Annotated in this window: 18 protein-coding genes and 4 tRNA genes; 13 read left to right on the top strand and 9 right to left on the bottom strand. The window is 41.7% G+C overall.

From position 1 onward, the window contains the following. Positions 1-8: 8 nt before the first annotated feature. Positions 9-509 carry a YbaK/EbsC family protein gene (locus ACQ96U_RS08380; protein ID WP_431720790.1) on the bottom strand — a complete coding sequence of 167 codons (501 nt, stop codon included), beginning with the start codon at positions 507-509 and terminating at the stop codon, positions 9-11. A gap of 541 nt (positions 510-1050) precedes the next feature. Between ACQ96U_RS08380 and ACQ96U_RS08375 the strand changes: the two genes are divergently transcribed. Beyond that, on the top strand, positions 1051-2115 hold the full coding sequence (locus ACQ96U_RS08375) for a hypothetical protein (protein WP_431720789.1): 1065 nt from the start codon (positions 1051-1053) through the stop codon (positions 2113-2115). Positions 2116-2384: 269 nt separating this feature from the next. Here the strand turns inward: ACQ96U_RS08375 and ACQ96U_RS08370 are convergent, their stop codons facing one another. Then, positions 2385-2993, bottom strand: a complete 609-nt coding sequence (locus ACQ96U_RS08370; RefSeq protein WP_431720788.1) for an HAD-IA family hydrolase — start codon at positions 2991-2993, stop codon at positions 2385-2387. 1 nt (position 2994) lies between these two features. After that, complete coding sequence (locus tag ACQ96U_RS08365; RefSeq protein ID WP_431720787.1) at positions 2995-3219, bottom strand: hypothetical protein; 225 nt, start codon at positions 3217-3219, stop codon at positions 2995-2997. A 96-nt stretch (positions 3220-3315) separates the two neighbouring features. Here ACQ96U_RS08365 and ACQ96U_RS08360 point away from each other — a divergent pair, with 96 nt between their 5' ends. The 3 genes from ACQ96U_RS08360 (at position 3316) to ACQ96U_RS08350 (ending at position 6273) form a co-directional block, all read left to right on the top strand. Then, positions 3316-4179: a LysR family transcriptional regulator gene (locus ACQ96U_RS08360; protein ID WP_431720786.1), complete on the top strand. Its 864-nt coding sequence runs from the start codon at positions 3316-3318 to the stop codon at positions 4177-4179. Positions 4180-4346: 167 nt separating this feature from the next. Further along, positions 4347-4829 (top strand): cupin domain-containing protein, encoded by a 483-nt coding sequence (locus tag ACQ96U_RS08355; protein WP_431720785.1) that lies wholly within the window; start codon positions 4347-4349, stop codon positions 4827-4829. A 286-nt stretch (positions 4830-5115) separates the two neighbouring features. Beyond that, positions 5116-6273 carry a hypothetical protein gene (locus ACQ96U_RS08350; protein ID WP_431720784.1) on the top strand — a complete coding sequence of 386 codons (1158 nt, stop codon included), beginning with the start codon at positions 5116-5118 and terminating at the stop codon, positions 6271-6273. A gap of 104 nt (positions 6274-6377) precedes the next feature. Here the strand turns inward: ACQ96U_RS08350 and ggt are convergent, their stop codons facing one another. After that, on the bottom strand, positions 6378-8153 hold the full coding sequence (gene ggt / locus ACQ96U_RS08345; protein ID WP_431720783.1) for a gamma-glutamyltransferase: 1776 nt from the start codon (positions 8151-8153) through the stop codon (positions 6378-6380). A gap of 391 nt (positions 8154-8544) precedes the next feature. After that, positions 8545-8790 (bottom strand): GrxA family glutaredoxin, encoded by a 246-nt coding sequence (locus ACQ96U_RS08340; RefSeq protein ID WP_431720782.1) that lies wholly within the window; start codon positions 8788-8790, stop codon positions 8545-8547. 584 nt (positions 8791-9374) lie between these two features. On the opposite strand from ACQ96U_RS08340, the gene ACQ96U_RS08335 reads away from it, so the two are divergent. Continuing rightward, positions 9375-10628, top strand: a complete 1254-nt coding sequence (locus ACQ96U_RS08335; protein WP_431720781.1) for a hypothetical protein — start codon at positions 9375-9377, stop codon at positions 10626-10628. A 330-nt stretch (positions 10629-10958) separates the two neighbouring features. On the opposite strand, the gene ACQ96U_RS08330 is transcribed toward ACQ96U_RS08335, so the two are convergent. After that, positions 10959-11531, bottom strand: a complete 573-nt coding sequence (locus tag ACQ96U_RS08330) for a hypothetical protein (RefSeq protein WP_431720780.1) — start codon at positions 11529-11531, stop codon at positions 10959-10961. Positions 11532-11853: 322 nt separating this feature from the next. Here ACQ96U_RS08330 and ACQ96U_RS08325 point away from each other — a divergent pair, with 322 nt between their 5' ends. From ACQ96U_RS08325 to mepA, 3 genes are all read left to right on the top strand, one after another. Continuing rightward, on the top strand, positions 11854-12345 hold the full coding sequence (locus tag ACQ96U_RS08325) for a GNAT family N-acetyltransferase (protein WP_431720779.1): 492 nt from the start codon (positions 11854-11856) through the stop codon (positions 12343-12345). 206 nt (positions 12346-12551) lie between these two features. Further along, positions 12552-13685, top strand: a complete 1134-nt coding sequence (locus ACQ96U_RS08320; protein ID WP_431720778.1) for an acyltransferase family protein — start codon at positions 12552-12554, stop codon at positions 13683-13685. Between the two features lie 109 nt (positions 13686-13794). Further along, positions 13795-14715 carry a penicillin-insensitive murein endopeptidase gene (gene mepA, locus ACQ96U_RS08315; protein WP_431720777.1) on the top strand — a complete coding sequence of 307 codons (921 nt, stop codon included), beginning with the start codon at positions 13795-13797 and terminating at the stop codon, positions 14713-14715. 418 nt (positions 14716-15133) lie between these two features. On the opposite strand, the gene ACQ96U_RS08310 is transcribed toward mepA, so the two are convergent. The 3 genes from ACQ96U_RS08310 to ACQ96U_RS08300 form a co-directional block, all read right to left on the bottom strand. Continuing rightward, positions 15134-16921, bottom strand: a complete 1788-nt coding sequence (locus ACQ96U_RS08310; RefSeq protein ID WP_431720776.1) for a M20/M25/M40 family metallo-hydrolase — start codon at positions 16919-16921, stop codon at positions 15134-15136. A 137-nt stretch (positions 16922-17058) separates the two neighbouring features. Next, positions 17059-18162 (bottom strand): Glu/Leu/Phe/Val dehydrogenase dimerization domain-containing protein, encoded by a 1104-nt coding sequence (locus tag ACQ96U_RS08305; protein WP_431720775.1) that lies wholly within the window; start codon positions 18160-18162, stop codon positions 17059-17061. Between the two features lie 85 nt (positions 18163-18247). After that, positions 18248-21793 carry an indolepyruvate ferredoxin oxidoreductase family protein gene (locus ACQ96U_RS08300; RefSeq protein ID WP_431720774.1) on the bottom strand — a complete coding sequence of 1182 codons (3546 nt, stop codon included), beginning with the start codon at positions 21791-21793 and terminating at the stop codon, positions 18248-18250. A gap of 831 nt (positions 21794-22624) precedes the next feature. Here ACQ96U_RS08300 and gltX point away from each other — a divergent pair. The 5 genes from gltX (at position 22625) to ACQ96U_RS08275 (ending at position 24828) form a co-directional block, all read left to right on the top strand. Beyond that, entirely contained in the window at positions 22625-24136 is a 1512-nt protein-coding gene (gltX, locus tag ACQ96U_RS08295; protein WP_431720773.1) for a glutamate--tRNA ligase, read from the top strand. Between the two features lie 343 nt (positions 24137-24479). Next, positions 24480-24555: transfer RNA gene (locus ACQ96U_RS08290), tRNA-Ala, on the top strand. Positions 24556-24571: 16 nt separating this feature from the next. Then, positions 24572-24647, top strand: a tRNA-Glu gene (locus ACQ96U_RS08285). A 5-nt stretch (positions 24648-24652) separates the two neighbouring features. Beyond that, positions 24653-24728 (top strand) — tRNA-Gly (locus ACQ96U_RS08280). 24 nt (positions 24729-24752) lie between these two features. Next, positions 24753-24828, top strand: a tRNA-Glu gene (locus tag ACQ96U_RS08275). Positions 24829-24953 lie beyond the last annotated feature (125 nt).

Below are 24953 nucleotides of genomic sequence, written 5' to 3'. Positions count from 1 at the left end.
GGGTACAGTCATTTAATGGAAGTATCAGGTAACCACATGGTCTGATTTTCAAGGTGTTCTAATAAGTTAGGTAGAGCTGCGCCTGAAAAAGCAATGGTTATTTCGGGTTTGCCTGGTGTATACATAATGTCTTGAAATGTTGTGAGTAAAGGATCGACAATCAGGGGAATTTCACTGGGTAAACCAAAAGGACATAATGCCCCAGGAACGCAACCAGTGACGTCTGTCATTTCAGTGTCGCTACCAATGGCTGGACGTTTGCCAATGACATGCTTAATGAGTTTGGCATCAAGTCGTTGGTCTCTATGCGTTAAAAAAACACAATAGTTGCCACCTTTTAGCTTGAGAAATAAGCTTTTAGTCGGTGCTGCGCTCCAGCCAAGCGTTTTTGCAATACGGGCATCTGTTTCAAAATCTAAAATAGGCTCATGTTCCCATTGTTCAAACGGAATTTCTGCTTTATTGAGCAAGGTAAGGTTATATTGATAAATTTGTTCTAGCGACAACACTGTTTTAACTCCTTTATTTCTTACTTTATCACTGAGTAGCTAACAGTTTTTTGAAACGTAAGAAGATGATAAAAACGATCATATCAGACCTTGGAAGCTGCTGTTTGTCAAGATAGCTGACGTATCCTTGCGCTAAACAGTACGACGTGCATTCTCCCGCTTTTGTTTACCACTGGCGTACATCGAAATACCACAGGTGTTTATCTAATTATGATTGAGGTATAGCAAGTTCAAATAAAATTGTAATGCCTCGTATTGAACTGTTAATTTGATATAACACATCGTTACAAAATAGTGTTGCTGGTTTGTTTGTTGTATTTTTTGTGAAAATAAGAAGTTTTTTGTTGAAAGTGGATGTGTATTAAACGCAGCGAACACCTAATCACAGATTAAATCTGTAAAGCAGTGTTATGATTGATAAGCTTTTAATCTGCAGCTGTTAGTACAGTAAATAACTGTAGAAGGCTGATAACAACCCCCTCGTGCCCTATGGGTATAAAAATGATTCGTGAAGGATATAATCCTTTTTAGAGTATATTTTATGTTAGAAAATCAATCTTCACACTCGCAAGAAGAAAATCAAGCTGGTAAACAGGGTAAAGTTCCTATAACCGAATATGCCATTGAAAAACTGGATTTATGTAAAAATATACCCTCAGATTGGCAAGAAAACTTTTTAGAGGAACACCTTGTTGTTACCTGTAATAAGTGTGAAGGTGAATTTACAACGGAAGTAGATACTACTTCGCAAAACTGTCCCATTTGCGATAATAATATTGAGAGTGTAGCTCATTCTAGGAAACTCATTAAACCAGGTTCATTGTTGCCTTTTAAAATTAATAATGAAACGGCAAAAAAAAGATATACCTCTTGGCTAAAAGGATTATGGCTTGCGCCCAATTCACTCAAAAGAAAAGCGAAACTCGAAATGCCGATATCGGCTGTTTATATTCCTTATTGGACATATGATGCTGAAACGGTAACAAACTACAAGGGGCAGCGTGGAAAGTATTATTATACGACTTCAAGACATACAAGAACGAATTCAGACGGTAAACGAGAAACATATACCAAAAGACACCAACACACACGTTGGCATCCAGCTTCAGGAAAGATAGCCAACAGCTTTGATGATGTTTTGGTTTTGGCCAGTAGTTCATTACCTCGAGACATTGCTAATAAATTGGAACCCTGGGATTTAGAAAATTTGGTGCCTTATCAAGATGAGTATTTATTAGGGGTGAAAGCGCAGAGTTATCAATATGATTTAAAGGAAGGTTTTAAATGGGCGAAAATGAAAATAAAAGAAGAGCTACGCACTAAGATAGAAGAGGATATGGGGGGAGATACGCAACGTATAGCCTATATAAATACAGAGTATAGTAATATTTACTTTAAACATCTTTTATTACCGGTTTGGCTAAGTAGTTATCGATATAAAGATAAGATTTATCGCTTTTTGATTAATGCGCGTACAGGGGAAGTGCAGGGCGAGCGGCCTTATAGCAAAGTTAAAATGGTACTACTTCAGATACTGGGTGGAGTGTGTGTCATTGGTGGGGTTATCGTGTTTGAACTCGTTAGAGAGAAGTTGGGATTCCGTTAACGTCCAAATATCCCTCGCTGTGGGTATATATGCTCATCATGGAGCACATATCAATAATTATGAAAGATAGGTACATAGTATTACTCATGGTAATGGCATACTAAATAAAAGCTAGCTAATTGACACTGAACTGTCTGCCGCAAGGATGCGGCAGTCAAACGTCCAGGGAAGGATTCACAGAGGGTTCAGTGTGATTAGGTAGCTTTTATTAAAGGCTGTGCAGGCTTAGAGTAATTTACATCCTTGTTCTCACAAAAAAATCACTATTTTTAGAAGTGTCCAATAAGACTATGATAGTCGTGTATTGATGTTAACGAGCTTGATTTAGACATATTGCTTCCAGTAACTGTAATTATGTTACATCCTGCTTTATAAGCGCTTTCAATGCCTGCATCAGAGTCTTCAAAAACGATACACTTGCTAGGGTGAATATTGAGAATTTTTAATGCATTTAAATAGGGTTCAGGATGTGGTTTTCCTTGCTTACAATCTTCTGACGATATTAATAATTCAGGAATAGGTAAATTACAAGCCTTTAATTTTGAGAAGGCAAGTTTCTTTGTTGAAGACGTTACAATCCCCCAATTCATTGCTGGTAATGAAAGTAAGAAATGTTTTGCCCCAGCTATTTCGATAGCAAGTTGTGATAACGCTAATTCTTGATCCTCTAACCATTTAAGCTCTTTGTAAATATCCGCTTCAGGTAAAAATTGTCTTATTATGTCTTCACCTCTAACGCCATGACAGCATTCTTTAATAAGATGGTAGTTGATATTAACTTTTGTACACCATTTACACCAAACATTTTCTACAATTTTCGCAGTATCAACTAATGTTCCATCTAGGTCAAAGAGAAAGTATTCATACTGTAACTGCATTTTAACCTCTTAATAATTTTTTATTTTTTAATGCATTGGCTAGTTCTTCCCAGGTAAAACGGTTTATAAATGAGCGACGTGCATCTTCTGCATTATTTGCCTCTATCAACACCGGGGCGAGTATGAATCCTTGCTTGAATAAACTTGTTATAATTTCAGCAGTATCATTGCAAGAAATATCTTCTAATATCAATACGTTATCTTTAGATAAAACACAGAACTCCATCTTCCATATCCCTCACTTGATGATATATGCATAGCATTGTATCAAAAGGCGTGATAACGTATATTGAAGAATAGTTAATGGTGATAACTTTAGGTTATGAGATTAAATATCAAACACTTACTGGCTATAGAAGAACTTGCGAAAGCAGGTAATTTCAGAGTGGCTTCACAGAACCTATATATTTCACAGCCAGCACTTTCTAAACAAATTAAGTATTTTGAAGAACTTTACGATATCGAAATATTCATTAGGGGGGCTAAGGGAATAGAACTATCGGATGCTGGGAAGGCTATTATTCAAGAAATAATAAGCTTGAATAGGCATGCAGAGAAACTTGAAAAATATATTATCAATGCATCTAAAAATATAAGCAATTTACACATTGGGTTTGGTAAATCAAGCTATGACTTCCTTCCTGGCTTAATACGAGACTTCAAACAACATTATCCCTCTTTATGTATTTCACTCGTTGACCTTCCATCTTATGAACAGGAAGAGCAATTACTGACAGGCGTGATAGATGTTGGTTTTATGCGAGAACCAAAAACGAACGAACTAAAAAGCGTAAAAGTATCCAATGATGAGTTTGTTTTAGTGGTTTCAAAGCATATACACAAGAGTAATAGCATTGAATATTATTTACAGCAGTATGATTTATTAATGCTTAGTCTCTTTGATAAGTCTGAAATGAATAATCAGATATTGAAAATAATTAGTGGTCTAGATTATAAAATTAACAGCATTTCACAGGATATTCAGACAATAATTACTTTAGTTATGTCGAATGTAGGGGTGGCAATTTTACCTAAAAAGTCAATTTGTAAAGATTGTAGTGATATTGCTGTTATTCCACTTGGTAAAAATACACGTTGGGATATTTATATGGTGTGGGACCCCAATAGAATGTCTAAATCGATTAACTTGTTTGTAGACTACGTAAAAAACAAGTTAAATCTTTAATCTTTTAATTATTCTATGTATGCTATTCGCTGTGGTTATACCTTGTGCTGTGAACTTTGCGTCAGAATGATATATAAGCCTGTCTTTATTTGTGTGTTTGAACTTGATCATTGAGTAGAAGGTATATTAACCTAAAAGAAAATAAAAAAATGAAAAGGTCTGATGAAATGGATAAATATCTAGTCACAAAAGAAGAAATTGAAGACTTTGAAGGGATAGATAAAACGCATTTTCTGAATCCCAATGCTCGCAGAAGAAATAAGTCACTTGGGGATTTAACAGGACTGATGGGGTTTGGTTTTCATATTATAGAAGTTAAGCCTGGGTATGAGTCCACAGAATTACACAAACATTACCATGAGGATGAGTGTGTATATATTCTGGAAGGTGAAGCGACTGCCACTATTGGTGATCATGACTATAATGTTAAACCGGGTGACTTTATAGGTTATCGGAAGGGTGGTTTACCGCATAAGTTAACTAATACTGGGGGGACTACCTTAAAATGTATTGTTGTAGGACAGCGATTAGACCATGATGTGGGTGACTATCCAAATAAAAATAAACGAATTTATAGAAACAAAAATATGAAAACCAACTTGGTAGACTTAGAAAATATAGAAGAACCTGTTGTAGGAAAGAAATCATAACTTAACAGGTTGTTTGTTATAAAGAGGTTACGTTAGTATGTTAACAAAAGAGATGAAGGAAAGTCTTTTTTGTTAACATTAAATGCTGAAAACTCAATGATATCTGATTTATGGATGTGTTAACTTTGTGGTTAAAAGTTTATACTCTAACTGGTGTGCTTGTACGTTTAACGGCTTATTGAAAAAATTGGACTAACCTAAAAAGCTAAATGATTAACAAAAAGCTCACAGGGAAGTGTGAGTCTGGTAGTTTTCCTGCGTGAGTTTACTTGAGTAGGAGAACACTATGGTTATTGCAGAATGCGATAAAAGGAATTTTAAAGCAAAAAGCCTGCTTGAGTATGAAAATAGTTTTTCAGTTTTAGTAAAAACTATTGTTGATACGGTACTTGGTAAAATTGATGAACAAAAAGATATTACCTTGGGGGATGTTGAGCGACATTATCAGTTAGCATTACTTCTTTCTTATCTGGACATTGAAAATTTAAAACAAAGTTTAATTAAACAGATAATTCCCCAATTTGTTAAAGGTGAAAAAGTAACGCAATGGTACTATGCTCTAATGTATACCAATAGCATAAAAATACCTTTGACTGAAGATATTAGACCTGCCTTACTATCGTTATCAATAGATGTTAATGATACTTTTGAGTTAGCGGTTAATGATTGTATTGTTCGCCACCTTATGGTTGCGCTTAAAGAAATTATTAGGAAAAAACTGATAACAACAAGGGATGCTTTTGATATCTGTGATTATATTATTCGTATATTAAGTCCCAAAGTAGATGCAAAAGCAATGAGTTCACTGTGTAAAATGGTGGATGAACTTTATGCTAATGAAACTAAAGCATTAATCTATTTTTCTATTGGTTGTGGTGATGGTCAAGCAGATAGTCGATATATTAAGTGTTTAAAGGCTCGATATCCTCATTTAGATTTGCGTGTGGCTGGTTTGGAAAAATATATTTCATCTGAAAGGCATCCATTTGAGTATTTATTTGACGGAAAATTAATTTATATTTCAGGTAATGCGAAAAACGAAAGCTATCCTACATTAGCTCAGCAAGCGTTCGATGAAATAGAGGCAAATGTATTGTTGGTAGAACGCTTTACCTTACATCACTTAGGTATTTCTTTTGAGTGTTTTAAGCAGCGAGTTGATGGATGCCCGTTACTATCAATTGAAGAACCTGTAAATGTTTATGAAAGAACCCATTTATGGATGAGAGTGGCTCGTATTGCCTACGACTTATTGGTGAATTGGTGTTTTGATCAATATATTAATCAGGACTGGATTTCTTCGGCGTTAGCGTATACTAATCCCAAATCAGAACAATTTAATGTGCTATACCGTTGGGTTGAAAAAATTCCTGTGGAAAATACTCAGGTTAAAGGTATTTATCCAAGAACAGATGTGATTCCTTACCGCCAATTTGTACATTAAATGTAAAAGTATTTTTAATTAAATAAAAAAGGGGAGCGTTGCTCCCCTGTAAAACGGTGACGAGTATACCCATAGTGAAGGGTATATTTAAAACCATAAAGCTTTTAAAGACCCATAGCTGAGGAGGTACTACGGCGTGGGTCAGCGGCACCATAAAGTGTACCATCAGGCCCGACCAGGATACTTTGTATTGCCCCCATTGCAGGCTTTTCAGAGACGGTGTGTCCCATAGATTCTAATAATTTAACAGTATCAGGACTAATACCTTGCTCTACGCGAATTTCATCTGGTAACCACTGATGGTGGATGCGAGGAGAATTCACGGCTGTTTGAACATTTAACTTGTGGTCTATGACATTCATAATCACTTGTAGAGTTGTCGTGATAATTCGAGAGCCACCAGGACTACCAGTAATTAAAAAGTTTTTACCCTCTTTTTTTACAATAGTCGGTGACATTGAACTGAGCATACGTTTGTTGGGCTCTACTTTATTGGCATCACTACCAATTAAACCGTAAGCATTAGGTTCACCTGTTTTAGCGCTGAAGTCATCCATTTCGTTATTTAGCAAAAAGCCTGCGCCGTCTACGACAATACCAGAGCCATAACTAAAGTTGATTGTGTAGGTATTGGCAACGGCATTGCCCCACTGGTCAATAATCGAAAAGTGTGTGGTTTCATTACTCTCATAACCAGGAGGGGTTCCAGGTTTGAGGTCTTTACTTGGTGTCGCTTTATCCAGTGAAATTTGTTTTCTTAGGGTTTTTGCGTATTCTTTGTCGATTAACCCTTTGGTTGGAACATTAACAAAATCACTATCACCTAAATAAGTCGCTCGGTCAGCATAAGCACGTTTCATGGCTTCTGCCATTAAATGAATTGTTTTTGCTGAGTTTAAACCGTAAGAACCTATAGGATAACCTTCCAGAATATTCAAAATCTGTACGATGTGAATACCACCAGAGCTGGGCGTTGGCATAGAATAAATATCATAGCCACGGTACGTACCATGCACAGGCTTACGAATCGCTGGCTTGTAGTTTTTTAAGTCATCATGAGTAATTAAGCCATCATGACGCTGCATTTCTTCAACAATAAGGTCTGCTGTTTTTCCTTCATAAAAACCAGTGACACCTTCTTTAGCAATACGTTTGAGTGTTTCTGCTAGGTCTTTTTGAACAAAAAGCTCACCGGGTTGGTAAGGAGAACCATCCGCTTTATAAAATGTTTTAAGCGAAGCAGGCCATTTTTTAAGCATTTGTTCTGCATCTTGAGTACCTTTAGTGAAGCGAGGGGGTACTTTAAAGCCCTTTTCCGCCAGAGCTATGGCTGGAGCAAGTGCGCGTTCACGAGAGATTGTACCATGCCGTTCCAGGGCCATTAATAAGCCTGCTACTGTCCCTGGTACGCCAGCCGCTTTATGTGTAAACCGGCTACGGTTCTGTACCACATTGCCTTCTTTGTCTTGAAACATTTTTGGTGTTGCGGCTGCAGGTGCTTTTTCTCGGTAATCAATCGTTTCAATTGATTTTTCCTTATCCTTGGAGATAAGCATAAAGCCACCACCGCCAATATTGCCAGAACGGGGTTGGGTGACGGCAAGGGCAAAGGCTGCTGTGACGGCGGCATCAATGGCATTACCACCTTCGTTGAGTACATCGACAGCCACTTTTGTGGCTAACGTATGGCTGGTGACAACCATTGCCTTTGAGGCCTCAACAGGAAGACTACGGTCTCCCTCAAAAATATATTGTTCAGCAGTTGCTGCCCAAGTGTTTATACTGATGATTGATGCAGCTGTAAGGCTTAAACTACAAATGATGTGTTTATAATTTATTGTTTTTCGGCGTTGAAAGCGCGTGAGTATTCGCCAATTCATTTTTATTCCCTGAGTTGTTTATGTATTTTATACCCTTTACATAGGGTAACTGTTATTGCATTTGCGACAGAATTAACTCAGTTGAACCACCGTACTGCAAATGCTGTTTTAGTTTTTACGCATTAATAAAAAGGCGGAGTTTTAGGGCATTTCACTCTGCATATATCACTTTAAAAAGTGGATATAATTAATCGTTTTGAGGTAATCCTAAGAGGATACATCAGTTGGCGTAAACTTCCCGGTACACATCTTATGTTGCAGAGAGACTTGAGGCAAGAGGGATAAGTCCCCTTGTCTGAAAATGAATGGCAAGTGGGGACTCGTTTATTCAAAGAAGAACGTTGCAGGTTCAATTAAAGCGATAACTTTATGGGTTATTGAATAGCTCAATTTAGTTGAGTTTAGTGTGCTGTAAAAAAGCTTCAAACTCTTGACAACCACCAATATAGTCTTGCCCATGAAAAATTTGAGGTACAGTTTCTACTGGTTTTCCAATTGTTTTTTCTAAATCAGCTTTAGTGATATTTTCAGTGTGAATATCAATGTAATTGAAATTCAATTGTTTATCTTCGCACAGAAGTTTGGCTCTGCGACAAAACCCACATCCTTCACGACCGAAAATAGTAATACGTTGCATGTTAATGTCCTCAAGAAATGAATTTTGTTAATTCCCTGGCAGTATGGCAATAGTTTGAAGCCACTATTTCTGCTGTTTCTTAAGATTAATTGCACCATAGTTTCCAACATCAAGCTAATAACATTAAATAATGTCAATGATTGATGAAAACTATAGCCTAGTTGGCATCAACAGTATTAAGTGATGGCTGGCTATTCGTTTGTCAGGTATAACAGGGAAAAAATGTCGTCTGTTACTAAAGTTGACTATACCCCTTAATAGATCAATGTTTTTGATTCAGGGAATAGTTCAGACTGTTTGAATATTCAAATTACTTTGAACAAACAGTGGCTTTAGCAGTATTCGTGCTGTTGGGTTGTCGTATTAGCCCAACACCGTAAGCGTGCTGCCTAAACACTTTAGTTGTAGCCTGGCTTAGTGTTGTGTAGGTGGTAGGAAGGATAACAGGCCGCGTAGTATTGGTATTAGTAAAAGGTTATATAACAACCACTTAATTGGTATTCTACTGGGATTTCATCAGTAGTTTTGCGACAGCCTCATAGTGGGCTGGGTTGTTATATCCTTAAAAGAAGTAGTAGGTGGCAATGAAACGATTGTTAATTATGTTGGCAGGTACTGTTTCGTTATTACTGGGAGTTGCTTTCTGGTTGACTGACAGTGAACCAGGGGTCGCTATGACAGCAAAGCCGGCGCCTCTCCAAAATTTGCTGGAGAGGAATACCCCCACCTTTCTTCCTGTTGAAGGGGTGTATGAGATTGAAGCAACGGAAACAGACCTCAAGCAGCTTTTGGTTACCCTGGTCCATAAATATCCACAGTGGCACGTTACAGGTGTAGATATTGAGCTAATGGAGCAAAAAGCACTTATTCGCTCATCTTTACAAGTCGGTCCACGTTATTTGAATGTTACATCACTGATTGGTATACGGGGCGATAAACCCGAACTGATGGAAGTGCAATTGGCTGATCAGGTGCTACCTGACTGGTTGGTAAATCTGGTTATTGAGCATACCCAGCAAACTGCACGTTTTGAGCCCGTGTGGCAAATGTATCAGAATATCGAACGCGTTCGCATTGCTCCGCAGAAAGCGGTTCTGGCTTATCACTGGTCTGAAAGGATGGTGACTGCGCTAAATAAACAAGGTAAAGACTTTCTATTTTCGCCTGCAGATCAACAGCGTATCTCGATGTACTTAGTTGCAGCACATAAATATGCTGAGCAAAGTAAAGTGCAAAGAGAGCCTTTACCTAAATTATTCCAACAGCTTTTCCAGTTAGCCCAACAGCGCACGCAGACGGGTGAGTCGGCAGTGGACGAAAACCGCGCTTTACTGACAGCGTTAGCACTTTATCACTCAAATTTGGACTTATCTGATTATAAGGTGCCTAAGGCACTGCTGAAGCAGCGTAAGCGCTTTTATCTGAATAAAAGAAAAGACTTAGCCAGGCACTTTGTATTATCTGCAGCCATGTCGCTTTATGTAGGTGACCAACTAACAGATAGCGTGGGTTTGTTAAAAGAGATGGATGATTCGCGGAATGGATCAGGTTTTAGCTTTTATGATTTAGCCGCTGACCGGGCAGGTATTCGTTTTGCTCGACAAGCAACCAAGTCAGAAGCCGTTGCTAAACAGTTACAAGCGATGATGGCTGTTTCTGTTGACGAGGCTATGCTTGTACCTGCTTTTAATAAATTACCTGAGGGGATGACCACAAAACAGTTTGAAGCTGAGTTTAAAGATACGCAAAGTGCTGGCTTCAAGCAGTTAATACATTCTATTGATCGCCAGATTGAGGCAAGTCCTCTATACAGAAAGCCAAATGCCATAGCTGAGTAGTTACTTAGTCACGATATGACATTGAACAGGGTAGGATTGCCCTGTAAAAGGGGATTGGGTATCCTACGCGCCTCAAATGGAACGTATTCTGGTTATAAAGTGATGAGGTAATGACGAATGTATGTTGACGCATCTGTAGTAGCGAGTGTACTGGTGGTTGTGGGCGTTTGTGCCATAGTGGTGTTTGGTGGTCGATTTATTGCTAAGCGGATGCGTGAAGATGCTAGCTAAGGCCTGTTAACAGACCCTAGTAAAAACGTCTGAAAAGATCAAAAAACAGAGGAGTTGTGACCTCTGTTTTCCCTTCCCCCCATTAAAAAGCCCTCTTACTTATCGGTTCATCTTATTAATGATGGCTTGCAAGTGTTCAACATGTTGCTTAACGCCAGTAATGGTTTGTTGGGTTATGCCTTGGGGGTTCATATTTTTCCATTGTTGCCCAAAAAGCAGTTGTCCTTGTGCATTTAAAAACAATTTAACTTCGTGGAGTTCTATGCTGATTGGTCCATCATTGTTAAGTACTTTGTGTGTACTTTTTTCTGCGTAGTGAAATAGGCGACCTTGTGAAAAATAATACTTGTGACTTCCCTCTATACGTTTGCCATCTTTGCGCCGTTCTTGAATAAAGCGCAGTTGGCCTTGCTTAAGAAAGGCATCATAAGTTGAAAAAGAATCACCATCCTGCCAGGTGCCACTGATTTTATGCAAGCTGTCTTGTTGTGCCTCAATCAATAAGGCTTGCTTTTTGAGTGCGGCTAATTGAGTGTTATCTTGAATCGCGGCGACTTCTGGTTCTGGAGCATTCTGGTAAGGCTTGGCTTGTTCAACCAGACACCCAGTTAACAGTGGTAGTGTGCAACTTAGCACTATTGCAGACCGTGATAGCGTTAGCAATCCTTTCATTATATGTCTAACCTCATGATGCATTGTTGTCTGTTTTCTTGCAGATAGTTGCGAACAGAAACTATGCAGTTTAATAGTCCACTGCGTTTAACTCATGGTTTTATGTGTGGTCTGCTTCTCAATTACAAAATATACCCTTCGAGTTGTACATTAAACGTAGCATTATAACTTTGAGTTATAGTTGTATTAGTGGCTTACTTTGCTCCCCATTATTGGGTTTTATTTGCTTATGGATACCTCTAAAAATGCACTTTTTTAGAGGAGCCCTTATATTTAATTCATCAATGAAATTAATAACGACAGGTAAAATCAGTTGTTATTAATGATAGGCACTGTTGGTTTGGAGAGTGGTGTGCAGTCTAATTATCGTATAACACATGGCAGTTGGGATGAGGCTATGCAGGTTATTTCACAATTGCCAGAGTTTGAACGAGACTATTCTGTTGAGGTGCTTGCTCAGCGTGTGGCAAACCGGGAATATTTGTTGTTAATTGCCTGGTACGGTGAGCGGCCTGTTGCATTTAAATTAGGTTATGCCCTTGATGATGAGCGCTTTTATAGTTGGCTGGGAGGGGTAATTCCCGCTTATCGTGAATTAGGTATAGGGACGGACTTGCTTGTTCAACAAGAGGCTTGGATTTTAGGTCAAGGTTATGGCGTATTGGAAGTAAAATCCAGAAACTGCTTTCCAAAAATGCTGCGCTTATTATTGAAGCAAGGTTATCTTATCAGCCATGTTGAACCACAGGGACAAGTGGATCAGCATATCATTTATTTTTCTAAAACGTTTTCACGGCTTTGGCAAAGTACTTAACAGATGGTCGTTAACGAATAAGTCGAGGCTGACTGCATTTACTCCTCTTTAGCTGATACTCATCCTGTGGCGTTTCACCGCAGTCAGCCATTAATCTCTATGTAAAAAAGCGGGTACTATAGTGCTTATGGGTGGAGCTTTAAGTGTCGTGTAGGTGTATAGGCAATTCCACCTTACGTGTTTAAGATTTCAAGGAACTGAAGATAATGATAATTACAAATCGACTATTGGCTATAGATATCTTTCGAGGCCTGGCTGTTGCTTATATGATATTGGGAAATACGCCTGGTAGTTGGGATTACGTATTTCCAGTGTTACAACATGCTAAATGGCATGGTTGGACCCCCACAGATTTAGTGTTTCCTTTTTTTCTGTTTATTGTTGGTCTGGCAATGGCTTATTCCTTGTCACACTATTCTGATGCAGACCGAAATAAGAAAATAATTCGTCGTAGCGGTCTGATTTTTTTATTTGGTTTAATGCTGAATGGTTTTCCTTATACGCTGGAGGCATTTGAGCACTGGCGAATTTTGGGAGTATTACAGCGAATTGCTATTGTCTATGGTGTCGTTGCTCTGCTGGTTAACAACTTGACGCATCGCCAGATACTTTATTTTTTGGTGATTAACTGGTTGGTATATTGGGCTGTGTTAGTGTTGGGAGCTGCAGGGAATGAGCCATTTAGTCTGGAACATAATGTGGTGCGCCAATTCGACTTATGGTTTTTGGGAGCCAACCATATGTGGCAAGGGCACGGTATAGCATTTGATCCTGAAGGTGTATTAAGTACATGGCCTGCATTGACAACAACGCTGCTGGGGTATTGCGCTGGGGTGTGGTTAAAGCAGTTATTGCCTGCCCAACGTATACAGCGCACTCCACAAGCCGCTATGAGAGAGACAGGTTTAAAAATGCTAGGGGTTGGCGGTGCACTGATTTTGGCAGCCTATCTGCTAAGTGCTATGGGGTTACCGATTAATAAATCATTATGGACACCAAGCTTTGTGTTATTAAGTGGTGGCTGGGCATTTATTATTCTGGCCATTTTGATCAATTTATTTCCTGTATCACACACACCCAAAATACTCTCTCCAGTGCTGGCTTTTGGTTGTAATCCATTATTGGCTTATATTATTGCCGACTTATGGGTGAGAATATTGTACACCGTACACATCACACCTGCGCAGGATCAAACAGCCTATGAGTGGTTATTTAATCAGGTTTTTATTCACTGGGGAGGTCCCTGGTTAGGCTCTCTAAGCTTTGCCATTACGCATGTGTTAATTATTGGTCTAATTATGTATGGCCTATATCAAAAAAAAGTCTTGTTTAAAGTTTGATTAGGCAACACATTCAGCCAGTATTTGCCATACTTGTGAATAAGGTTTGTGCGTTCTCAGTGGATTACACCGTATTATTGAGCCTCTGTTTTTACATCGTGAGTGTATTATGTCGGTTAAGTCGTTTGGTATACCTTCAATACTGTTGTCATGTAGCCTATTTGCCGTATCTGCTTTTGCGGCCAGTAAGCCTTCAGCTCCCTGGCTTACATTAACGGTCCCCAATACAGGTAAATCGATGGCGATTGGTTCTTATGCCGCAGGTTGCCTCGCAGGAGGTGAGTCACTACCACCCAATGGAAAAGGGTTTCAGGTGATGCGTTTATCACGAGCGCGTTTTTATGGGCATCCTGAGCTTATTAGTTATATTAATGATCTGGGTGGAAAGGTTGCGGATAGACAGTTAGGCACCATACTTGTGGGGGACTTGGCAATGGCCAGAGGGGGACCCATGGAGGGCGGACACCATAGCCACCAGAATGGACTGGATGCTGATATTTGGTTTACGTTGGATAAAAAAAATCGTTTAGATTTATATCAGCGTGAAGCGTTGAGTGCTTTTTCAGTGATTGCAAAGAAACGCTATGCTCTGGACACGTCGCGCTGGACTCCCAAACATGATTCTGCATTGCAGTTAGCTGCTCAAGATGGTCGGGTAAATCGTATTTTTGTCGCACCGCTAATTAAAAAGCGTTTGTGCAGTTTTAGAAAAACCAAACAGGATGATATCTGGCTGCGAAAAATACGTCCTTGGTGGGGGCATGATGATCATTTTCATGTCCGTTTGAACTGCCCTAAAGAGAGTCCTTTTTGCCGACCACAAAAACCTATTCCTGCAGGTAATGGTTGTGATAATAAGTCGCTCAAATGGTGGTTGACTGTGACTGCACAGCAACATGCAAAAGCGCAAAAGGCTAAGGTAGTCACTAAGAAAAAAACGAAAAAAGCGGGCAAACCATTTTGGCAAAAAGTTAAGTTACCTGAAATGTGTCACAAAGTTTTTGCTGATAAAGCACGATATTTAAATTAATTGTTTGTTTGAAGATAAAAAGCTCATATTCATTATGGGCTTTTTTTTATGTAGGGAAAAGTAAGTGGCTAAAGAAGAGGGTGGTATAGCTGTAATTGCCACACAAAAAAAATGCCCGTAAAAACGGGCAAAATGCATTAGGGAAAAGAAGATTTACAAGCCGAAATAGCCCTGCAATGAGCTAATTCGAGTTTCATTATAAGTTTTCTGGCAAATTTTTAAATGGCTATTGTGATACTAATTTGCAACTTTAGTGTTAAAAATGTTAACCAACTGTTGTTGCCTGTTACGATATGCATGTGAAAGTGGTCATGTTTTGTTGACATAACAACAGCTTGTTAACAGTAGTTCTTTTAAATAGCCCCTTTTTTGATGAGATTTATTACATCTGATGTGTATTCGTCAAATGTAATAAATATCACATCTTTGTCGCAGTATTCTTTTTTGTTAACTGCGTTGATTTTTCTTGTGATTGACTATCCAAAATTTTTTCTTTAGCCAGTTCGTATAAAATAGTTGTGCTTTGTAAAAGCATTTCTAAAGGAACGGCTTCATTAATACCGTGATAATTTACGGGTGGTCCGGCAATTCCACCTAACATAGGTCCAGCAGCAATGAGTGGTAAGAAGCCTTTTGCATCAGTACCACCACCAATGGCGTGAGCAGGACAATCTTCCCCCATCACTTTGCGGTAGGCATTATTAACGAGCTGAAAGTTGGGGCTTTCTGTATCTCGAATATCTGGGGTAACGCGGGTTCCGGTATTAAAACTGATTTTGGACCCCTGGTGATGCTTATTAAATGCTTGTGTCAGTTGAGTAAAAACGGATTGAAACTGACTTTTACCTGGTAATAGGCCAAATGTTTTACCATCCCAGGGCTTGTCTTGATGACCAACGGCATAACGAATATCAACGGCGAGCGTTGCCTTGTTATTCATTGGGTCTGTTTGCAGCCGGGTAATCGCGTAGGTAGTCCCAGTGGTAAAGATTTCATCTTGCTTTTGCAGTAGGGCAGGGTGGTGTTCACCAAAAACCTTAGTACCCCAGGTCCAGGCTACAAACTGGCTAAGCTGGCTAAGACCATTTTTTTGTAATGCACCGTTGTCAGCCAAGTGAGCTAAAAAGTTAGTGATGGATACCAGCGGGTTGGCACCTTTTTCACGGTTGGCATAGGGCACTGAGCCATGTTGCGCACCAATGACCGTCGTTGTGAGTTTTAGCTGGGTTGGGCTGACTCGAGTGACCGTCATGGGGGCTCGACGGTATTCTGGGTCATCAAATGCATAGTGTTGGTAGTCAGATTGTATCTGGTTAGCAAGATCATCCAGTGCTTTAGAGTCATTACTTTGGAGGATGGTAATTGTTTCACTTGGAATTTGGTTGGTTGGACTGTCTCTTGGCGTATTAATGCTGTGTATCCAAATACCTTGCTTGGGAGTGGTGCCTAATGAGGTAAAAAACTGGGGACGTTCGATTCCTTTTTCAGCACGAATACACCAGGATGCATCAAAAACAATACCCAGGTCAGGTAACGCTTGCGGATTCTCAGCCAAAAACTTGGGGGTTGCCATGTCTGTTTCTTCAGAGGTATCAAACCAGACTTCCAGTGTCATGTTATTTAAGGTTTCAGGCGTTGCATCATAATCTTTTGCTAATTGCTGCAGAATATTCAGCGTCGCCATGGCAGGGCCTTTGTTATCAACTGCACCACGCCCGACCAGGAAGGGTTGCGAAGTTTGGTGAAGTTCACGTTGTTCAATACGAGGTTGAAAGGGTTGCCAGTCCATCCCACCTGGTGCCACGGTATCTAAGTGGGTGATAAAGGCTAACTTTTCTGGCCCATTACCCAGTCGATAGCCAAATAAACGATAGGGATCACCAGGCTGATTTGCACGATTTTTGCGCCACTCAAAATTTTGAATTTTCAGGTGCTGTTGTTGTTGGTTAAATCCTTCAATACGTTGGTCCAGAACAGATTTTATTTTGCTAAATGACTGCTGAACTTCATGGCTGGGGCGCCCCTCGCTACGGTAGCTGGGAATAGCAACCAACGCATTGGTATCTTTAATAATCGCTTCGGCCAGAGGGTTTTTTTTGAGCGTTTCTGGAAGGGTTTGCTGCTGTGTAGGAGATTGGCTGCAACTCGCAATAGCGGCAAGTGTCGCCGCTAAAAATGTTAGTTTTAATTGTCGTTTATTAAGCATTTATGACCATCCCTGGATGTGTGGTTATTATTTTTTAAGGATGACTACATATTTTGTCATCAGTTATAAATAATAAAGTTTACAAAACAAAAAGCGATATAAAATTTAACTTATATTTCTCTGGTGAAATCTTAAAATCATTTACGAACTGCTGAGCGTTTCGAGGCCAGCTTGTGCGGTTTTATGGGGCAACTTCGAAACCGTTCTTCCGCCATTTGGTTCGCAACGCGATTGGTTGAGGCTTGTTCATTATCCGCACGCTGGAATATTTCCAGCAACGTGTCGCCAATCCTTTCGACATGCTGCTTGACTTGGAGAGGGTCATAGCCTGTACGCTCATGAGCCACATCAATAATCCCCCCGGCGTTAATGACATAGTCTGGCGCATACAAAATGCCATGATGACGCAGCTTGTCTCCATGTAACTCATCCTGTAGCTGGTTATTGGCTGCACCTGCAATGACGGATGCTTGCAATAGCGGGATGGTTCTGTCATTGAGCACGGCGCCCAATGCACAGGGGGCAAAGACATCGACCGCTTGGCTGTAAATCGCATCAGGTTCAACAGCGACGGCATCAAGCTCATCCTGTGCGCGTTCAACTTGCTCGGGCTGAATGTCAGTTACCCATAGTTTGGCTCCAGCTTTGTGAAGATGTTCTGCCAGACGATAGCCCACATGCCCAAGGCCTTGGATTGCCACACGAAGCCCTTCCAAGTCTGAGCGATCAAGGAAGTATTTGGCACTGGTACTGAGGCCAACAAAAATTCCATAGGCGGTCATGGGGGATGGATCGCCACTTTTGATATTGCCTTGTGAGTCTTTTTTGGGGGCGATTCCCACTACGTGATCTGTTGTTTGGGCCATTATTTTTAGATCTTCAACACTGGTGCCCGCATCTTCGGCGGTAATATAACGACCACCCAGCCGGTTAATGAACTCAGCCATTGCCATAAATAACGCTGGACTTTTGTCTTGGCGAGGATCACCAATGATGACGGATTTACCCCCACCCAGAGGTAATCCCGCCAGTGCTGATTTGTAGGTCATACCACGAGATAAACGAAGTACATCGTAGAGTGCATCATCATCAGTAGCATAAGGCCACATACGGCAGCCACCCAAGGCTGGACCTAATTCTGTGTTGTGAATGGCAATAATCGCTTTCAGCCCTGAAATAGGGTCATGACAGAACAAAACGTTTTCATGTTGATCATATTCGTGGTGAGAAAATATGCTCATGTTGATCCTCTCTCTATTAGCAATCTCATTTTTTATTGTTTTACTGTGCCGCCTCTTTTTTTGACGTTTGTAACGTTCAAACGGTTTAAGTTCTGACCTCATAGTAGTTGATAGCATTTTCTTTATTGGCAGTTGTTTTTGCAGGCATAACAGGTTGTTGACCTATGTCTAGCGTGGCTGGTGCGGTGAATGATTCAAGTAAGGACGTAAGTGGTTTGGCTATGCGTTGATAGTTTGCCACTTTGATATGGCCATACCCCCGTATTTGAGGGATGAGTGCAGCCCATTTAAGTGCGACAGCATAGTTTTGTGTGGTGAGATGGGTGATGATCAGGCTGACTGAATGCTCAAACTGATGAATAAGTTGGCGTTCAAAACGGCGGTCCTTGGTCCAGCTGAATGGGTCAAATGGTGTGCCACGTAGACGCTTACCATGCTGAAGCAGTTTAAACGCGGATTTTAGCCAGCCACCATAGGCACGTTTTCGAGGCAAGCCTGTATAAGGATCACAACGGCTTAAGAAGGGCGGTGCAAAGTTAAACTCAAGGCTGTAGCTTCCTGTAAATTGCTCCTCAATCAGTTGCTGGAAGCTTGGCTGACTAAACAGGCGGGCTACTTCATACTCATCTTTATAGGCCAGTAGGTGGGCATAGTTTAATGCAATCTGCCGACTCAGTTGATCACCACTACTAAGGGCCTGCTCACGCTGTTGCACTCGACGTACAAGCTGCTCAAAACGGTCTGCATAACGTTGACTTTGGTAGGCCGTCAGCCGCTTTCGTTGTTCAGCAATAATCGTGTCCAGATCGCTGATCATCTGAATAGGCATAACCTCTTCCTGAGAATCTACCTGATTAGAAAGTAGCTTCATAACCTCTTCAGGCTGATAAGCATAGCGTCTTCCCCATAAAAAGGCTTGCTGATTGAGAGTGACAGCAACATTGTTCAACGCAATGGCTTTATTGATGGCCTCAGCCGAGACGGGCAATAAACCATGCTGGTAAGCAACACCTACAATAAACAAGTTGCAGGCGATAGCATCACCTAACAGCGTGCTGGCTACGGTGTGCGCATCCATAGCCCATTGTTGATCAGGCGCTAAAGCTTGTTGGACTGTATTAAGCATGTCAGTGGCAGGCAGACTGAAGTCAGCATCTCGGGTGAATGCTGCAGGCATGGTCAAGTAGTTATTGATAATTCCTGCTGTGTTCGTATTGAGCTTTTCTAATACGTCTGGTTGAGCGGCAACCATCAAATCGCAGGCAAGCAATAAGTCTGTGCTTTTGCTGGGGGTGCGAACACTGTTGATTTGACTTTGCTGGGGCGCAATGCGGATATGGCTGGTGACACCACCGTATTTTTGGGCAAGTCCCGTTTGATCCAGCACGGAGAAGCCTTTACCTTCGAGATGGGCAGCCATGCCGAGTAAGGCACCAATGGTCACAACCCCAGTTCCCCCAATGCCCGTCACCAGGATGTTATAAGGCTGTGCTAGTGGAAAAGGTGTGGGTTCAGGTAATGGCGTTGACCAATTTGTGCTGATTTGCTGCCCTTGACGCAACTGCCCACCTTTTACCGTGACAAAGCTTGGGCAAAATCCTTGGTTGCAACTGTAGTCTTTATTGCAGCTGGACTGTTCGATAGCACGTTTACGACCTAGAGGGGTCATTTTAGGTTGAATGGATAAACAACCACTTTGTTGACCACAATCTCCACACCCTTCACAAACTTCAGGATGAATAACTAAACGTTTGGCGGGATCAGGAAAAGCCTTTCGTTTTCTACGACGACGTTTTTCTGCGGCACAGGTCTGTGCATAGATTAAAACAGTTGTGCCTTCGGTTTCTCTCAATACTTTTTGTACATGATCTAATGCATCGCGGTTGAAGACCTCAACCCCTGGCGCAAAGTCTTTTGGGTTTTGGTAGGCTTCGGGGGTGTCAGTGACAACCACTGTTTTGGTGACACCTTCTGCAGCCACTTGCTGTGTGATTTGGCCGACGCTGAGGGGACCATCAACAGGTTGTCCTCCGGTCATGGCAACGGCATCGTTATAAAGAATTTTGTAGGTGATGTTGACGTTTGCCGCCACCGCCGCACGAATAGCCAGAATACCTGAGTGATAATAAGTCCCATCGCCCAGGTTCTGAAAAATATGTGAGGTTTCGGTAAAAGGTGCCTGGCCTATCCAGGTAACCCCTTCACCTCCCATTTGGGTGAAGGTGTCGGTGTTGCGGTTCATCCAGGTCACCATATAGTGACAGCCAATCCCACCTGTGGCACGGCTTCCTTCAGGGACTTTGGTTGAAGTATTGTGTGGGCAGCCAGAACAGTAGTGGGGGGCTCTTTGTGCTGCGGTGGAAGGGGGGACTGTGCTGGGAGATTGTTTGAGATACTCAAGTCGGCGTTTGAGCGTACTGTGCAGGGGTAAACATTGACATAACGCGTCGCCTAAGGCCTGAGCTATCAACCCAGCGCTTAACTCAAGCTTACTGGTCAAGCCTGCGTGGGTACTAAGATGAGAGGCTTTACCATAAATTTGGGGGCGCTGTGTATCTGGGAGGTGATAAAGCAGTTGGCGAAGCTGGTCTTCAAGCAAAGGGCGCTTTTCTTCAACCACCCAAAGGGTTGGATACTGTTTAGCAAACTCAGTGATTCGGGTGGGCTCCAGTGGCCAGACGAGGCCCGCTTTGTAAATTCCTATACCTGCTGCCGCTGCTTCTTTTGGCGTAACACCTAAAAGTTCTAGTGCTTGCAATGTGTCGTAGTAGCTTTTGCCAGACGTCACTATCCCTAAAGTAGGTGTATGCGTTGGCTTTAGTTTTACTTGATCAAGTTGGTGGTGATAGACAAAGGCATGGACGGCGGGGAGTTTAAAATCATGAAGGCGTGCTTCTTGTTGCGCGGGAGGGTCTGGCCAGCGAATATTAAGCCCATTCTCAGGGAGGATAAAATCAGGTGGAGGGCTTAGATCGATAGGTTGGCTTTCAATAGCCACGGCCATGGTTGAATCCATAATGTCGGCTAGCGCTTTGACACCAACCCAACAGCCACTAAACCGGGAAAGACCATAGCCAAATAGCCCGTAATCAATCAGCTCTTGCAAGTTGCCAGGGTAGAGTACAGGGATCATCGCATCAGCAAAGGCATAGTCACTCTGGTGAGGAAGTGTTGAAGACTTACACGCGTGGTCATCACCCGCCAATGCCAATACACCGCCAAAGTGGGAAGAACCTGCTGCATTGGCATGCTTAAAAACGTCACCTGTGCGGTCAACGCCTGGACCTTTGCCGTACCATAAGCCAAAAACACCTTGATATTGCGCACCTGGAAATAGCCCAACCTGCTGACTTCCCCAGACTGCGGTAGCACCTAAATCTTCGTTAATACCTGGTTGGAATCGAATATGCTGTGCTTTGAGGTGTTCTTTTGCCTGCCAAAATGCTTTATCCAGTCCACCTAGCGGTGAGCCGCGATAACCTGAAACAAAGCCCGCTGTGTGTAAACCTCGCACCTGATCATGCTGTTGTTGTAGCATCAATAACCGAGTTACGGCTTGCGCACCATTGACATGGATCTTGCCCGAGGCACGGGTATATTTGTCGTCGAGACTGACGTCAGCCAAGTTCATACACTTGCTCCTCATCCCTTATATGAGGCTGTTGTTAAATTACAGCGTCTGCCTGTTGCAACAGTCTCATGTGGGATTGGTTATAGAGGCCATCCGTTGACCTTGAAATTTATTATTGTTGAGCGCTGGATGCTTAATAATTGAGTCAATTTAGATGCTAGGTGTCACCTAAAGCGCTTAAGCACGTGCTCTTTATTTTCTTCACTGGTATTAGTTGTGAAGAGGCTATGAGGTGCGGTAATGGTGTTGAGGGTGAGGAGTGAAGTTATAGGTTGCGTTTAAACGAAGGTTATTGGCCAGGTATGTGAGCAAAGAGGGCTTAAGGACATTAATTAGTCGAGTCATTTTGCTTTTCTCCTCTTGCAGGATCACTGCAAATTTGGTGTTTGTTTTGTTGTTATTGTTAGTACTGTTTGCTTTGTCTGCTTAGCGTAAAGTGGCATCTGCCAAAAGCTGGTGTGCTTTCCCTTTAACCACTGCAAATGTGGTTGCTAGCTCACGTCGTTGTGAAAGGCAGCATATTATTTTTTTATCCAATGTGAACACTGCATGGGTAATGCGGTGTTGATTGGCTCCTTGTGGGAGCACTACACACAATGTTGTCGGAATATTGCGTGCTAAGCTCTAGCAAAGCAAGGCTTGAATAGTTTGTCAATAAAACTTCATTTGTAGTGCTTTGCAAGTTTGAATACTCAGTTTTGTTTGACAGGGATGTAACCTTGGCGTAACAGTCGTACTTTGTTTTTCTGTTAATGACTGGTTTTAACCATGCCAGTTTTCGTATAATCCCACTCTTTTAGACACTCAACTGATTAGGTAATCAAAGAATCTATGACTGTCCGTACGCGAATAGCTCCATCACCCACAGGTGATCCTCATGTGGGTACGGCCTATATTGCTCTATTTAACTACTGTTTTGCCCGTCAACATGGTGGTCAGTTTATCCTTCGTATTGAAGATACTGACCAGGCGCGCAGTACGCCTGAATCGGAACGAATGATTTTGGAATCACTGCGTTGGTTGGGTTTACAGTGGGATGAAGGACCCGATGTGGCAGGTGGCGCTGGGCCTTATCGTCAGAGTGAACGGATGGATATTTATGGCAAGTATGCAGAACAGTTAGTGGCTGATGGTCATGCTTTTTATTGTTTTGCCACTGCAGAAGAGCTGGACGAAATGCGTCAGCAGCAAATTGAGCGTGGCGAAACACCTAAGTATGATGGGCGTGGGTTAAAGCTCTCAAAAGCAGAGGTTGAGCAACGACTGGCAACTGGTGAGTCCTATGTTATTCGCATGAAGATACCTGAAGAAGGTGTTTGCCAGGTGCCTGATATGCTGCGTGATCCAATTGAAATTAATTGGAGTCAGGTTGATATGCAGGTTCTGCTGAAAGCGGATGGTATGCCTACCTACCATTTAGCCAATGTTGTTGATGATCATTTGATGGGAATAACCCATGTTATTCGCGGTGAAGAGTGGATTAACTCAGCCCCTAAACATATTTTGTTATACCAGTACTTCGGCTGGGACATGCCAACTTTATGTCATATGCCTTTGCTGCGAAACCCAGATAAAAGTAAGTTGAGTAAGCGAAAAAACCCAACATGCATCACCTATTATCAGCGCATGGGCTTTTTACCTGAAGCACTGCTGAACTATTTAGGTCGTATGGGGTGGTCTATGCCTGACGAGCGGGAAAAGTTCACCCTTGATGAAATGATTGAGCACTTTGATATCACTCGGGTATCGTTGGGCGGGCCGATTTTTGATCAGGAAAAACTAAGCTGGTTGAATGGTCAATGGTTGCGTGAACTTTCGGTTGAGGATTTTGCAAAAAGAATGCATACCTGGGCAGTTAATGCAGATTATATGATGCAAATTGCTCCACTACTGCAAACTCGGGTGGAGCGCTTATCTGATGCGGCTTCGCTAGGCAGTTTCTTTTTTGCGGGCCTACTTGATATTAAGGAAGAGCAGTTTAGCCATAATAAATTGGATGAAGAGGCCATTAAGCGAATTGTTCAGTTTGCTCTTTGGCGTCTAGAGGCCGTTCGTAACTGGGAAAAAGACACACTATTTGCTGAAATTAAGGCCTTGAGTAAGGCTATGGACGTTAAGCTAAAAGACTTTTTGTTCCCATTATTTGTGGCGGTGACAGGCTCACCTTCATCTGTATCAGTCTTTGATGCTATGGCTATTTTGGGCGCAGATATTACGCGTGCCAGACTTCGCCATGCTGTTACTGTGTTGGGTGGAGTTTCTAAGAAAGCTAGTAAGCGTTGGGAAAAAGAGTTTCAGCAGCTCATGGTTAAAATGTTAGAAGAAACCGCTGCGGCTGAGTAGTTTATACTAGCCTAATACAAACAGGGTAAGCTTTTTTGAAGGGCTTACCTTGTTTAAATGCGAGTGATAACAAACCGATATTCCAAAAAAATACAGTAATATACATCGGATGTTGTTTACTTAAGTTAAATCGCAGCTAAATGCTTGACAGCACGCAACAAGCGCCATAGAATGCGCACCACGTTTCGGGTGGCAACGCCACTGAAACAGGAAGTCCAAATATTTTGGCAGCTGGTGATCAGTAACTGGCAAATGGCTTAGTTGCGATCATTATGTTGTTGACGCTGCAAAGTGAAGTTAGAAAAGTTAGATTGGAATTTAAGAAGTATTTTTACTTCTATGTGGGGCTATAGCTCAGCTGGGAGAGCGCTACAATGGCATTGTAGAGGTCAGCGGTTCGATCCCGCTTAGCTCCACCAAAAATCGAAGGTTTACGTCCCCTTCGTCTAGTGGCCTAGGACACTGCCCTTTCACGGCAGTAACAGGGGTTCGAGTCCCCTAGGGGACGCCATATATGCGGGAATAGCTCAGTTGGTAGAGCACAACCTTGCCAAGGTTGGGGTCGCGAGTTCGAGTCTCGTTTCCCGCTCCAATTTCTAACGTTTTGTATTGTTGCGTCCCCTTCGTCTAGTGGCCTAGGACACTGCCCTTTCACGGCAGTAACAGGGGTTCGAGTCCCCTAGGGGACGCCATATTATCAAGTGTTCATTATCGAAGATGCTTGCGAGCAGTAAATTAATGAACCTTAGTTTGTTTTGAAAATATGTTTACCGCCATAAAAACCGACTCAATGTAGTCGGTTTTTTTATTGCCTGAA

Source organism: Zooshikella sp. RANM57, assembly GCF_050749885.1.
GTDB lineage: Bacteria > Pseudomonadota > Gammaproteobacteria > Pseudomonadales > Zooshikellaceae > Zooshikella.
This window is presented reverse-complemented; position numbering and strand designations above follow the sequence as displayed.